Below are 14,277 nucleotides of genomic sequence, written 5' to 3'. Positions count from 1 at the left end.
ACATTATAGACGGAAAGCCATCTTGTGAAAAACAAGGTGGCTTTTTTCATTTCACTTGTTCTGTAATCAACTATTTAATATTATAATGAATGATTATTCAATTATTTGTGAAATAAATCCAATATAACGTTTTCTGTTTTGTATTAAATGAATAATTTGATTTGAAATCAATTAATATTCATTGACTTACAGTCCTTCTCAGGACTTAACCAAAACTCAACTTTTACTTACACTTACTATGAACTTAACTCAACTCAAGCAGCTTGACAAACTGCTAATTGCTAACCGTGGGGAAATTGCTATTCGAATTATGCGGGCTGCTTCAGAAATTGGTGTTAGGACAGTTGCGCTCTACACACATGAAGACCGCTATTCTGTTCATCGATTTAAAGCTGATGAAGCCTACCAGATTGGGGAGGAGGATACAGCACTCAAACCTTATCTGGATATCGAAGAAATTATTGCTTTAGCGAAAAGGGAAAAAGTGGATGCTATTCATCCCGGATACGGCTTCCTTTCTGAAAATGTAACTTTCGCAACCAGATGTAGGGAAGAGGGGATCATATTTGTTGGGCCTGAACCAGAGGTAATGCAGCACCTTGGTGATAAGGTGGAAGCTAAAAAAGTGGCCCGAGCGGCAGAGGTACCTGTTATTGAAGACAGTCAGGTTAGTTTGACAGATTTTGAAACGGCTAACAGTGAAGCCCAAAGGATCGGTTTTCCTGTTATCCTAAAGGCTGCTGCTGGTGGTGGTGGTAGGGGAATGCGTGTCATCCGAAGTGCGTCACAATTGCAACAGGCATTGTCTGAAGCCAAAAGTGAAGCTGCCAAGGCGTTTGGAGATGATACGATCTTTATGGAGAAGTTCATTGAAAATCCCAAACATATTGAGGTACAGATTCTGGCTGACTCTCATGGTAATATGGTTCACTTGTATGAGCGAGACTGTTCACTCCAGCGTAGGTTCCAGAAAGTGGTGGAAGTAGCACCATCTGCTTCACTGAAACAGGAGACGAGAGATAAGCTATATGCCTATGCACTCAAGATTTGTAAGCAGGTTAATTATAACAATGCAGGTACAGTCGAATTTCTGGTAGATGAAGATCAGCAGGTTTACTTTATAGAGGTAAATCCAAGGGTACAGGTGGAGCATACCATTACAGAGGAAGTAACGGGTATTGATATTGTAAGAACCCAATTGCTGGTCGCAAAGGGACACCGACTATCTGATGAAATCATTGACATTACAGGTCAGGACCGTATTAAGTGTCAGGGTTTTGCCTTACAGTGTAGAATCACAACAGAAGACCCTGAGAATAATTTCCGTCCGGATTTTGGTCGCATTCTGGAATATAGGAATGCAGGAGGTTATGGTATTCGATTGGATGAGGGGAATGTATATCCAGGAGTGAAAGTGTCTCCTTACTTTGACTCTATGCTGGTAAAGATTTCGGCACGTGGAGAAAACCTACCAAAGGCAAGTGACCGAATGTTACGGACATTGAAAGAGTTTAGGGTGAGAGGTGTAAAGACCAACATAGGTTTTCTTCAGAATGTAATCTCACATCCAATTTTTAGGGAAGGAAAAGCAACAGTCAAATTTATTGAAGAGCATTTGGAGCTTTTCAAGATGCCTCGCATTTTTGACAGTGCGACTAAGACACTACGCTACCTTTCAGATGTTATTGTCAATGGAAACCCTGATGTTAAATTTATTGACAAGAGTAAGCAGTTCCGTTCACCAAAAGTACCTTTGTTTGATAAACAGGCACCATATCCAAAAGGGACGAAACAGCTTTTGGATGAAATGGGAGCTGAGCGTTTTGCTAAAATGATCAAGGATGACCCTAAGATCCACTATACTGATACCACTTTCAGGGATGGACATCAATCGCTTTTGGCTACGCGTGTCAGAACCTTGGATATGCTTGCAGTAGCGGAGAGTTTTGCCAAACATCACCCTGAAACATTTTCAATGGAGGTATGGGGAGGAGCAACCTTTGATGTGTGTTTGCGCTTTCTGAAAGAGAACCCTTGGGAACGACTGCAACTTGTTAGGGAAGCAGTGCCGAATATTTTGCTTCAGATGTTATTGAGGGGCTCTAACGGAGTTGGGTATAAGGCTTACCCTGATAACCTAATAGAGAAATTTATTGAGAAATCATGGGAGACAGGAATCGATGTGTTCCGCATCTTTGATTCACTCAACTGGGTAGAGGCAATGAAAGTCAGTATTCGCACCATTAGGGAGCGAACCAATGCCATTGCGGAAGCGGCAATCTGTTATACAGGTGATATACTGAATCCTGATAACTCAAAATATACGCTTCAGTATTATCTGGATTTGGCTAGACAGCTAGAAGATGAAGGAGCCCATATGCTGGCAATCAAGGATATGGCAGGGTTACTCAAACCATATGCAGCTGAAAAACTGGTTACAGAGCTAAAGAAAGCTGTAGATTTACCGATTCATCTTCATACGCATGATACTTCTTCTGTACAGTCAGCTTCTTACCTGAAAGCAATTGAGGCAGGTGTAGACATTGTAGACTTGTCTTTGGGAGCTATGTCAGGCTTGACTTCACAACCGAATTTTAACTCGGTAGTGGCCTTTATGGAAGGACATGAGCGGGAAAGAAAAGTAAACTTGAAGTCTCTAAACCAGTTCTCTAATTACTGGGAAGATGTCAGGGAGTATTATTACCCATTTGAGTCTGGGCTTAAAGCAGGTACTGCAGAAGTATATGAACATGAAATTCCAGGAGGTCAATATTCTAACTTAAGACCACAGGCGCGAGGTTTGGGCTTGGAAGACCAGTTTGAGACCATCAAGCATAATTATGCTGAAGCCAATAAACTGTTTGGTGATATTGTAAAAGTAACGCCAAGTTCTAAAGTTGTGGGAGACTTTGCCATGTTTATGACTTCTAATAAGCTGACACCCGAAGATGTTTTGAAGAAAGGAAACTCATTGGCTTTCCCCGATTCAGTGAAAAGCCTTTTCAGAGGTGAATTGGGACAGCCTCACGGAGGTTTTCCAGTTAATTTGCAACAGATGGTATTAAAAGGTGAACAGCCATTTACAGACCGTCCTAACAAGCATCTTGAACCGATTGACTTTGATAAGGAGTTTGATGAGTTCAGGGAGAAGTTTGGCGAGCATTATACGTTCCTTGATTTCCTTTCCTATCAGTTGTACCCTAAAGTTTTTGCGGAGTACAAGAGCCATAGGGATGTTTTTGGGAATGTGGCGCATTTGCCAACGCTTGCATTCTTCTATGGGATGCAACCTGGAGAAGAAATTCAGTTCCAGTTGAAAAAAGGTAAAACAATTATCATCAAGCTACTGTATGTGACTAAGCCGAATGAAGATGGTATGAGGCAAGTTGCTTTTACCTTGAATGGTAAGAACAGACAGATTTGGGTTAAAGATCAGTCTGTAATTCCTGACAAACCCCAACATCGTAAGGCGGATGCTGACAAGGAAACTGAAGTAGGAGCACCACTGCAAGGTAAACTCTCAGATATTTTGGTGAAGGTAGGGCAAAAAGTAGCACTAAACTCACCACTGTTTGTAATCGAAGCAATGAAGATGGAGTCAACCATCACCTCAGTTGCTGAAGGAACTGTCAAAGAGATCGTCTTGCAGGCAGGGGAAATCGTAGAACAGAATGATCTCGTGATTATAGTTGAGTAAGGAATTTCTATCGATGCTATAAATTCAAGGCTGTGACAATAAAGTTACAGCCTTTTTTATTCTGCTTCATAAGTATCAATATTTCTTGTTAATCTGATAACATTGTGTTTAGGTATTAATATATGTAAGGTTAAAATTAAAATAATACAATTTATACTTTAATGTTATTAGCACTATTACTGCTCAATATTTGTTTTATCTACCAAGGATTATCAAATCAGAATTAAAACCTATCATTTATTAACAAGTTGCTCATAACTATCGTATAACCAATGTATAGGCAACTTTTATTGTCACTTTATTTAGGAAGTTATTGCACCAAACTGATTGGTTGGGGAGTGAGGTGTTTAATCCCAAAAAACTTTTGTAAATTGAAAATAGAGAGTATCAGCTATTAAAATATTGCTACTACTATGTCTGACAACCAGAGAAACCTAGAAAGGTACCTGCAAAAAATTTGCGATATACAGAATAACCAGCAGGAAAACCTGAACAATGCCGACCTCAAGCAACTTGCTTTCGAGATCGGTATGACAGATCAGGACTGGCAGCATATTCAACATACATTTGACGCACACCTTACCCGTGGAATTGGCTATTACAAATACAAGAATTGGGATGATGCCGTTGAAGAGCTTGAACAGGCTGCCGCTATTAATCCCTTCCATGAACAAACCCTCTTTACATTAGCTTCTTCTTTTGCTTGTAGGTATCATGAACATGAAAGATCTGTAGATAAGAGCATGGCAAAGTATTATGCCAAACAATGTCTTGAAATCTATCCTGCCAATGAGCAAGCCTTGCAGTTAATCAGTGCGTTAAGGAAAGAAGATGTCCAAAGAAGGCTAACTGAACGCGAGTCTCTTAGGACTTTGCTTGTAGCTGCTTCTTTAGGTGCTATTGTTTTTGCTGGCTTGGCTTATTTGTCATGGACAACATCCAATACTTTGTCCAATAGAACCTCTCCAAATACAGCCAAAGAAATTCGTGTCGTTAAGCATGATAATGGGTTACGGACTGTTGGGGAAGTAATGCCGGGTATTGTCATGGATGAGTCTGAAGTGCCTGTCCGTTTTCTTAATGATGAAGATGCTACTGGGCTTTCTTTTGAAGTTCGAAGCTCGGAGTTTAGAGATTTTGGAGATGAGTATTCTTACAGCCTGAAAGGGGTAGTAAGAGTGACCGACGTTGACACTGAAATTAACAACTTGAAAATGAGAGTTGAGTTGGTAGATGATGAAAACAAAGTCAGAGTTTCTAAAGTGATAGACCTGATTGATGATCAATATGGTCAACCAATTATGGGAGGTGATGCTCAGGAGTTACATTTCCGTAAATTTATTCAAACTCCATCAATGCCTGACTTTAAGGAAGTGAGGGTTTCTGTACAACAGATTACCTCAAAAAAAAAAGAGTAGCTGATTTTGCTGTAAAACCAGTCAGTGTTTTCTGGGGTACGGATAAGCCTGACGGTATCAGTATTAGAGTCAACCAAAGGGAAGGTAAACTGAATAAGTTTAAAAACACTTCGTTTTTCCACAAGTTGGCATTTGAAGTAACCAATACAGGAAACCTGCCTATTGAAAGTATGAAGTTACTGATTCAGTGGTTAGACAAGAAAGGAAATGTGATTGCTGAAAATCCATTGAATGTCAATTCATTTGTCAGTATTTTGAGAGGGGAAAGAAGAATTGTATACGGAACTTGGAAAATTATTGGAACAGACCTGTCTGATTATGCAGGATATAGGGTTGTCGTTTCAGAAGTGAATTAAGATATAGACTCAGGTAAAAAACTGACCTCTTTAGCCAACATGGTTAAAGAGGTTTTTTTATTTTCGGCTTTTACCAAATAACTGATAAATGGATTACAGAAAACTAGGAAACACAGACTTGGAAGTAAGCAGAATCGGAATAGGAACAGCGGCTTTAGGAAGGCCTGGATATATTAATTTAGGACATGGTGATGATTTGAACCATGAATATGATCCTGTCCTGATGGAAAAGAATATGTTCGATGTATTGGATATAGCCTTAAGTTTTGGGGTGAAGTATTTTGATACAGCTCGTTCATACGGTAGAGGAGAGGAATTTTTGGGCAAATGGCTAAAAGATAAAGTAGAGGGAACAGAGTTGACAGTTGGCTCTAAATGGGGTTACACTTATACTGCAGACTGGAAAGTAACGGCAATACATCATGAAGTAAAAGACCACTCGTTGGAGGTGCTAAACAGACAGTGGGAGGAAACAAAGGATAACCTTGATGGATACATTGACCTATACCAGATACACTCTGCTACATTGGACAGTGGTGTATTGAAAAATATTGAAGTGTTAGACCGCTTGTGGGAACTGAAAAACGAAGGTGTGAAAATTGGTTTGTCTGTCAGCGGTAAAAACCAACCTGAGATCATAAATGAGGCTTTGAATGTAAAAAGGGCTGGTAAACTATTGTTTGATACAGTTCAGGCTACTTGGAATATTCTAGAAACATCTGCATCTGTTATGCTTGAAAAAGCTTCAAAAGCTGGTATGGGTGTAATTATAAAAGAGGGTGTAGCTAATGGAAGATTGACTGATAGGAATCAGGAGTCCTCATTTGCAGGTAAAAAGCAGGTACTCCAAAGTCTTGCTGAAAAACACGCAGTCACTATTGATGCAATTGCAATCGCTTTTGTACTGGCTCAGCCTTGGTGTGATGTTGTATTAAGTGGCGCTTCTAATATCGATCAATTTGAAAGTAATCTAAAAGCCAATGGTGTTCAGTTTTCTGAAGAAGATTTGAATGAGTTGAGAAGGTTGGTAGAGGAACCAAAAACCTATTGGAACAGTAGAAAAGAATTGGATTGGAATTAACTAGGTCTTTAAGGATAAAAATAAACGGGCAACAGGATATAAATACCTTGTTGCCCGTTTGCTTTCACACGTTGTCAATCAGTAAATAAAGAACAAGTAGTGCATTGTTATAGTTTTATAATTTGCATGACTTTAATCACTACGCAAATACATCAATAAACTGAAACTTTTCTCCATCAAACAAACCTTTATCACTTAGTTTGATAGATGGGATTACCAGCAATGCCATAAAGGAAAGCGTCATAAAGGGGTCATGCATTGTTGAACCTAATACTTTGGTCTTGTCAAGCAATTTCTGGTATTGTTCTGCTACTTTATAGGCATCTTCATTGGTCATAAGTCCCGCAACCGGCAATGGTAATACAGCCACTTCTTCATCTGTATAAATGGCTAAACCTCCTTTTGCATCTACAAGTAGATTTACGGCTTTACAGATACTGGCATCATCCACTCCAACAGCGACAATATTATGTGAGTCATGTGCCACAGAACAAGCGATAGCACCTTTTTTGAGACCAAGGTTTTTAATAAAACCAATAGCAGGATGACTCTCAACATAGCGATTGACTACAGTGTATTTCAGGATGTCATTTTTGACATCAGAAACGACATTATTGTCAATTGTAAGGCAGTCAGTCGTAAGTTTTTCTGTAATCAGTTCACCATCAAAAGCAACCACTACATTGATCTTGTCGCTTTTCGGTTTCAACTTGAAAGCACTTTCCTCAAGGTAAGTGATATTGAACTTGTTGATGCATTTTTCTGGTACCGTCTCGATCAGGGATTTGCCATTTTCAGCCACCAGCTTTCCATCAATATAAGTTCTTAGAACATTAAAGTCCTTTAAGTCTTCGACCATAATGAAGTCAGCAGGGTCACCAACCGTTAATTTACCTACCTCCAAGTTATAATGCGAAATCACGTTGCTTGAAGCCATATCCAAGGCATCAAACAAGTCAACATCCTGCTCAATAGCTCGTTTGACAAGTTGGTTGATATGTCCATGCTGAAGCTCATGAGGGTGCTTATCATCAGAACAGAACATCATTTGATCTGCATGGTGTCTTGCCAAACCAACTAAAGCATCAAAATTATGGGCAGCACTGCCTTCCCTAATCTGGATTTTCATGCCGTTTTCAAGCTTATGACGTGCTTCATCTTCCGAAGTACATTCATGGTCAGTCGTGATTCCAGCTTGGATATACTTGGTTGCTTTGTCTCCTTTTAGTCCTGGCGCATGACCATCAACAGGCTTTTTCAACTCGTGTGCGATTTTGATTTTTTCCATCACATCAGGATCTTCAAACAAAACACCTGGCCAGTTCATCATCTCTGCCAGATATTTGATTTCATCCCTCTTCAGAAGCGTTCTGATGTCATCAGCTGTAATCTCAGCACCTGCTGTTTCAAAGTTGGTAGCAGGAACGCAGGATGGTGCTCCGAAATAGAACTTGAAAGGTACCTTGTTCCCATTATTGATCATATACTCGATACCTTCCATTCCCATGACATTGGCGATTTCATGGGGGTCTGAAATGGTCGCTACAGTTCCATGAACAACCGCCATTCTGGCAAACTCACTTGGAATAAGCATAGCGCTTTCTATGTGAATGTGTGCATCAACAAAGCCCGGCATCATAAAACCATGTTCTCGGATTTCGCTTTCTGGAATGCGGGATATACGTGAAATTTTGCCGTGAGACACGACTACCTCAGCTGGATAGATTGCTTTGTTTTTTAAGTCAACAAGATTAGCCTTAATATTAAAAGATGCAGGCATAGGATAGTTATTGTTAATTGTTTTGAAAAATAGTCTTGCAGTAGGACAGTGCTACTGCTATTTCTTGTGCTGATAATTTCTCTGAAAATTAATGAATTTTAATGGATTGACTTAACTTGCTGTCTTTATCATTGGATCTTTTTTTAAGCTAAAATATTGAAGCGCAAATATGACTGAGGAAATTCGAGTGCATTTGGCTCAGGATGTAGAGTTAGCTAGACTGATAGAAACAGTTGATTTACATGAGATTGAAAAAGGAGATGACATTTTTGGGTCATTGGTCAGCTCTATCATTTCACAACAACTGTCCGTAAAAGCAGCTGCAACCATTTATAAGCGATTTGAACAACTGATAGGCGGTTTGCCTACACCTGAGAAGTTACTAGCCTTAACGGAAGATGAATTGCGTTCTGTAGGCATTTCAAGGCAGAAGACAGGATACTTGTACAACATAGCAGATTTTTTCTCATTGGAAGAGAATAGACAACTGCCGTGGAGAGAGTTGGAAGATACTGAAGTGCTTAAAAAGCTAGTAAGCATTAAAGGAGTGGGAGAGTGGACTGTGCATATGATTATGATTTTCAGACTTGGCAGGGAGGATGTATTACCGGTAGGCGATTTGGGGATACAGAATGGAATGGTGAAGCTTTATGGCTTAGAGGGAAAAGGAAAAGAGCTGCATAAGAAAATGAAAGAAATAGCAGCGCCTTGGGCGCCATACCGTTCCTATGCAAGCCGATTGATTTGGAAGTCGTTGGACAATGAGTAATTAGTTGGGAGGGAAATGGAACTCCCTCCTGATTCTACGTTTGTTCATGCTTTTTTGGAGGCCTCTTATCTTTTGTTTTACACCATCTTCCTGAATTTTGGGTTGCTTGGTTCCCGTACTCGAAAGAATGCCCGAAAGAATAGACTTAGCCCAATAGTTGAAAATAAATTTAGACTTGTCTCTTTCAAAGTAAACCTGCCCATCCCGTAACCTGAAGAGCTTTGGATTATCCTGATCTATAACCGCATTGGCAAGAGAGGAGAACATTTTCTTCTTCTTTAGAATACCTTCCTTTCTTTTATGCTTTTCCTTCAATACAGCGACATGGAGATCACTGTAGCGGAATTGCATATTGCCGTAAGCATAATCATTGTTGGCTACAACAGTCATAAAAAGTCCTTTGGATTTTCCTTCAGTAATGCGGATCATGGCTAAACCTTCAAATAGAGGATTCAACTTTTGAAGGTCCATTTTTTCTACCCAAATATCATAGGTATGTACATTATTGGTGTCTGAAAGCAGAAAGTTACACTTCATAAAGACCTTAGCATCGCCCATCAGTTTGGCATTGGCATTCAGACGCATGACCTTGTTTTTAGTTATAAAGGCAGAATCGTTTGTGACATTCAGAATCTCCCCACTCAGGTCAGTCAGTTCAAATGTCCCTACTTTTTCATATTCGATTGTTTTCTTTTTTCTCCTGAACTTGAATGACCCTGTATATTCCTCATATTTAATGTGGCTATCTTGGATCTTAACAGTGTCTAGCTTGACAGTGAAGGGGATTGCTTTCAGCAGCTCTACAGGTAATTTTGGTGCTTGCTTGTCGGCTTTACTTGGAATGGTGCGGTCACGGTAGTCTTGTAACTCCAGCTTGTTGACGTTCATACTTTGCGCAACCAATCCACTGTCAGCAGCAAATAAGTTAAAATCAAGGTCCTCAAATGAAAGTTGACCTACATTCATTTCAATACAATCAGTTTGATACCCTTTGGTAGGTGCAAACTCACTTCTATCAAGTAAAGGTTTCAGGTATGGCAAGTCAACGGTGATATTCCTTCTTTTGGTAGAAAGCTGAACACTGTCAAAACCGAAGGTATATAAGGAGTCTGGTGTCATAAACTGATTTACGCCGACATTGATATCAATATTTTTTACCAATGCCTTCATGACTTCCGATGGAGGTAGCGTACTGTTTACTTTGAGGTTACGACCCGATACATTGATATTGTAGATCTTAAAGTCATGGTAAAGAGACTTTATTTTCTTTTCAGTATTGGTAGACGATTGAAGTTTGATTTTGGTATCCATTGACTTTTTATCTCTTGACCGTCTCCTTACACGTTTCTTATTGGTAGGTTGATTTGTCGCCAGTTCAATGGTTTCATTCCCTGAATTGTTGGATGATCTCAATATTAAGGTAGAATTGGAAACAGCTATATCATTGCATGCAAATGAAGGAGTCTGTTGCCAAAGTGTTTCCAGTTTAGCTTCAACCTGTGAGGCATCCCATTTACCTGTGGGCTTGTCAGGAATGTAGGTGATCCAGTAAGGTTTCTTGATATCGATGCTTCTAATATGCCAAGCCATGTTTTTTCTTAGACTTCTCAGCCCAGTATTTGAAACTGTAAGCTCTTCGATATAAATGCTATCAGGAACACTTCCGTCATCCTCAAATGGAACTGTCTCAAAGCCTTTGATATTGAGAGAATCCTTGTCCATTTCATCAAAGTACAGTTGCTCAATTTTGAATAGTTTTCCAGTCGCCTCCTGACTATGAACCATTTTATTCAGGGTTAGCTTAACCTGACTTGCATCTAAACCTGTAGAGTCAACCTGAAAATTTTCAAGGATCACATCTCCATGTCCAATGTCTGAATAAGTAGGGTTTTTGAATTCAGTGTAGACTTCCAGCCCATCAATTCCTGCAATGACTTTTTTGATGTTGATCGGTTTTACAAAGTTGTTTTGCCCCTGTTGATTAAGGTATAAAATGCCTTTAAGGGATTTTATAGAGAATAAGTCCAGTTCAATAGGAAGGTCCGAAAATATGACATCAGACCTGATACCGTCCAACTTAACATCACGTGCTTCAATAAGTATGTTATTGTCAATTGCAATATTATTGGATATGGACAACGGTGTAATTAGTCCTTTTCTGAACTTAATGCTGGCTGTATTATCATTAATTTTAAGGTTATAAATCGTGGCAGTATGAGAACTGTCAGGGAAAATAAAGTCCAGTTGATTCATGGACGTTTGAAGTGAACCCCAACCCATTGGTTGTTCTTTATCTTCAGAAAGGTAAGGATGCCTAATGACGGTGTAATCGTTATGGAATCGTCCTTTCAAAATGCCTTCTTTTGTCTGTAACTGTACTTTTGTTAACCCACCTAAAAGCGTGATGCTTTTCGGGAAAAAACGTTGCTTGATAGATTTTTTGTCATAATTGGCTTTATCTCCTTGTAAATAAACAGAAAGGTTAGGAGCCTTTATGGTCAAGTCATCACAGTAGAGTTCGAATTGATCATGCTTTTTTCTTAGGCTTGGATTTGGTAATACAATCTGATCGATAGTGCCATTGCTTAATTCTTCAGATTCGTTTTCATCATTGTTGATCTTGATACCATTAATAATGAAAGTATCAGTCGACTTTCTATAGCCTGTATTGGAGATGTTGATATCCAGCTTGGAGGTATAACTGTTAAAGCTTGTATGACCAGACTGCCAATTCAAGATAGTGGAATTGCTTAGTGCTTCCTCTGCCAACTTCAGGTTTGAGAGGTGAAGCATAAAATCCTGAAAGTGAATAGCCATGTGATTAGGTACATCCAAGCTAAGTTTGCCATTTTCAATTTGTAGATCCTGAATTGAGTAGGCCTCATCAGTATTAGGAGTAGACCTTGTATGTTGTTGATTTGGAGAAACGATATACAGGTTCGGACGCTCAATTTTCAGGTTTTTAATCTGTTTATTTCCCTCTATCATCTCCCTTAGGGAAAAGTCTTTTAGGATCAAGAATGGAACCTTTCCTGTGATTCGGAGCTTATCACCGAACTTGTCTGCAAGAGGCTTAAACGTCAGATTTTTTACAGCCATAACACTGTCGCCAGCATCAAAACTAAAATTATCCAACCCAATTTCGTGGAGGCTATCAGGAGTGTAGAAGGTTTGGTTTCTAAAGCTTAGATGGTAGTCATTGGCATTGAACCCCATTGCAGTTTTCATGGAGCTGGCATTGATGGCAAAGTTTTCAGCCCTAAAATCAAAATCATTGATGCTTAAGTCCGGTAAGCTACTGTGTTGCAGATTGCCACTGCCATTATTGATCAGTAAATATTTTAAAGCAACAGAGATAGGCAATGAATCCATTACGGCACCATCTTGCTTTTCCAATATGGAGGGTGTCAGGTTTAGGTGAGGAGCATTGATGATGACATTGCTTGCTTCAAGCTTATTTTGCAGATACAGCTTTTTAATGTTCAGACTGTCCAGTAAGATATTGCCACTTTCAAAAATAGATTGATTGTTCAATTGGTTCTTTAACTTCAATCCTCTGACCATAATCTCATGTCTGAGTGTAGAGAAACTAACATCACCAACTTCAAGTTTGTAAGGAGAGTTCGGCAATGAAATACTGTTTCTGTTCAGCGTAATGGTCAGTAAATCAAGCCTGAAAGGTGTCTTCTCATTTTGCAACGTTTCTTTATTGACTCCAAAATCCAAGATGTGAAGGCTGACATCCTTTAAAACAGAAATTTCAGGTTGATTAGAAGTCAGGTTTTCATGTCTTAGGTTCGCATTATTAAGCAGCAGTTGCTTGATCTCAAATTCATTGGTGAATTTAGAAAGGAATGAAGAGCCGAGTATGCCTTCATTGAGTTTGACGGAGTCAAGGTCATGTGTGTTCAGCTGTCTGTAATAGACGTACAGTGAGTCGATGCTGACATCCTGCAACACCAATTTGCCTTGAAGAAAAGCCTTGCGTAACCCACTTCCAGAAATGTATATATGAGGTGCCTGAAGTGAAAAAAGATCCTTCTTGTCTTCGAGTGGTAGAGAGTCATTGCTGATGAGGAACAGGCTGTCGGGGTAGACTTCAAGTCCATTGATCTCAATATCTCCAAGTAGAAAATTGACATCAAGGTTATCGTAACGAAGCTTGTAGCGGTTATCAGACGCCACTTCAGTTACATTGATCATGACTGACCCAACCAGTTGGTCAGCAAAAATGTTAAACATCAGTTGTAACAAGAGTAAACTAAGCAATAGTGCAGCAATCCCCTTGAAAACGGTTTTTTTGAATGAACGTCGTTTTTGAGAAGGCTGCTTGTCGGATTTGGGTGTGCTGCTTATTTGTTTCTTGTCTGTGTCCTTCATTGTAAGGATTTGGGTCATGGCGATCTTATATGACCGCCATCACAATGATTAGTTATCAGACCTGTTTTTTGACTTCCTGATAGATTTGTCCATCAGCAATTTCAAGAATTCGGTCTGCCATAGAAGCAAATTCTTTATTATGAGTGACGATTACGAACGTCTGGTTAAGGTCCTCCCTCAATTGAAAGAAAAGCTTATGAAGGCTGTCTGCATTATGAGAGTCCAAGTTACCACTTGGTTCATCTGCAAAAATGATTGACGGATCGTTGATCAGTGCCCTTGCGACAGCTGTTCGCTGCTGCTCTCCACCTGACATTTCTGCTGGCTTATGGTCTTGCCTATGTGAAATATTGAGCATTTCCATTAGTTCAAGTGCCTTGGGCTTTAGTTCATCTAAAGTAAGCCCCTTGATCATGCCAGGCATGCAGATATTTTCCAGTGCCGTAAATTCAGGTAAAAGGTTATGGAATTGAAAAACAAACCCCATTTCAAGGTTTCTTATTTTAGCCAGTTCATCACCTTCCATAGATGAAACATTCTGACCGTTCAAAAGTACCTCTCCATCATCAGGCTTATCTAGTGTGCCTAATATTTGCAATAGTGTGCTTTTGCCAGCACCTGAAGCTCCAACAATTGTTACCACTTCACCCTTTTGAACTTCTATATCAATTCCTTTTAAGACAGGAACTCCACCGTAAGATTTCTTTATGTTGATTGCTTTGAGCATTGCAAAAAATAAATATCTAGCTTTCTGATTGATTCCTCCGTCGGTATAAATTCTCCGGCGGTCATTACT

At 39.5% G+C, this 14,277-nt stretch carries 8 protein-coding genes; 5 read left to right on the top strand and 3 right to left on the bottom strand.

What is annotated here, in order from left to right; all coding sequences use genetic code 11:
- The first annotated feature begins 238 nt into the window (after nucleotides 1-238).
- From V6R21_RS17945 to V6R21_RS17930, 4 genes are all read left to right on the top strand, one after another.
- Nucleotides 239-3,697 (top strand): pyruvate carboxylase, encoded by a 3,459-nt coding sequence (locus V6R21_RS17945; protein WP_334244965.1) that lies wholly within the window; start codon nucleotides 239-241, stop codon nucleotides 3,695-3,697.
- A 413-nt stretch (nucleotides 3,698-4,110) separates the two neighbouring features.
- On the top strand, nucleotides 4,111-5,115 hold the full coding sequence (locus V6R21_RS17940; protein WP_334244964.1) for a hypothetical protein: 1,005 nt from the start codon (nucleotides 4,111-4,113) through the stop codon (nucleotides 5,113-5,115).
- A gap of 125 nt (nucleotides 5,116-5,240) precedes the next feature.
- Entirely contained in the window at nucleotides 5,241-5,471 is a 231-nt protein-coding gene (locus tag V6R21_RS17935) for a hypothetical protein (RefSeq protein WP_334244963.1), read from the top strand.
- Between the two features lie 88 nt (nucleotides 5,472-5,559).
- Nucleotides 5,560-6,552, top strand: coding sequence for an aldo/keto reductase (locus tag V6R21_RS17930; RefSeq protein ID WP_334244962.1), 993 nt, complete (start codon nucleotides 5,560-5,562; stop codon nucleotides 6,550-6,552).
- 139 nt (nucleotides 6,553-6,691) lie between these two features.
- Here V6R21_RS17930 and ade read toward each other — a convergent pair whose 3' ends face one another.
- Nucleotides 6,692-8,332: an adenine deaminase gene (gene ade, locus V6R21_RS17925; RefSeq protein WP_334244961.1), complete on the bottom strand. Its 1,641-nt coding sequence runs from the start codon at nucleotides 8,330-8,332 to the stop codon at nucleotides 6,692-6,694.
- Between the two features lie 169 nt (nucleotides 8,333-8,501).
- Here ade and V6R21_RS17920 point away from each other — a divergent pair, with 169 nt between their 5' ends.
- Entirely contained in the window at nucleotides 8,502-9,101 is a 600-nt protein-coding gene (locus tag V6R21_RS17920) for a DNA-3-methyladenine glycosylase family protein (protein WP_334244960.1), read from the top strand.
- Here the strand turns inward: V6R21_RS17920 and V6R21_RS17915 are convergent, their stop codons facing one another.
- The gene (locus tag V6R21_RS17915) at nucleotides 9,102-13,481 is read right to left on the bottom strand and encodes a hypothetical protein (RefSeq protein WP_334244959.1); all 4,380 of its coding nucleotides are present in this window, start codon (nucleotides 13,479-13,481) and stop codon (nucleotides 9,102-9,104) included.
- A gap of 55 nt (nucleotides 13,482-13,536) precedes the next feature.
- Entirely contained in the window at nucleotides 13,537-14,208 is a 672-nt protein-coding gene (locus V6R21_RS17910) for an ABC transporter ATP-binding protein (protein WP_334244958.1), read from the bottom strand.
- Nucleotides 14,209-14,277: the final 69 nt, after the last annotated feature.

Origin of the sequence: Limibacter armeniacum, assembly GCF_036880985.1 — a bacterium.
Lineage (GTDB): Bacteria > Bacteroidota > Bacteroidia > Cytophagales > Flammeovirgaceae > Limibacter > Limibacter armeniacum.
Note: the sequence above shows the minus strand (reverse complement) of the source record. Positions and strands in the feature narration are given on the sequence as shown.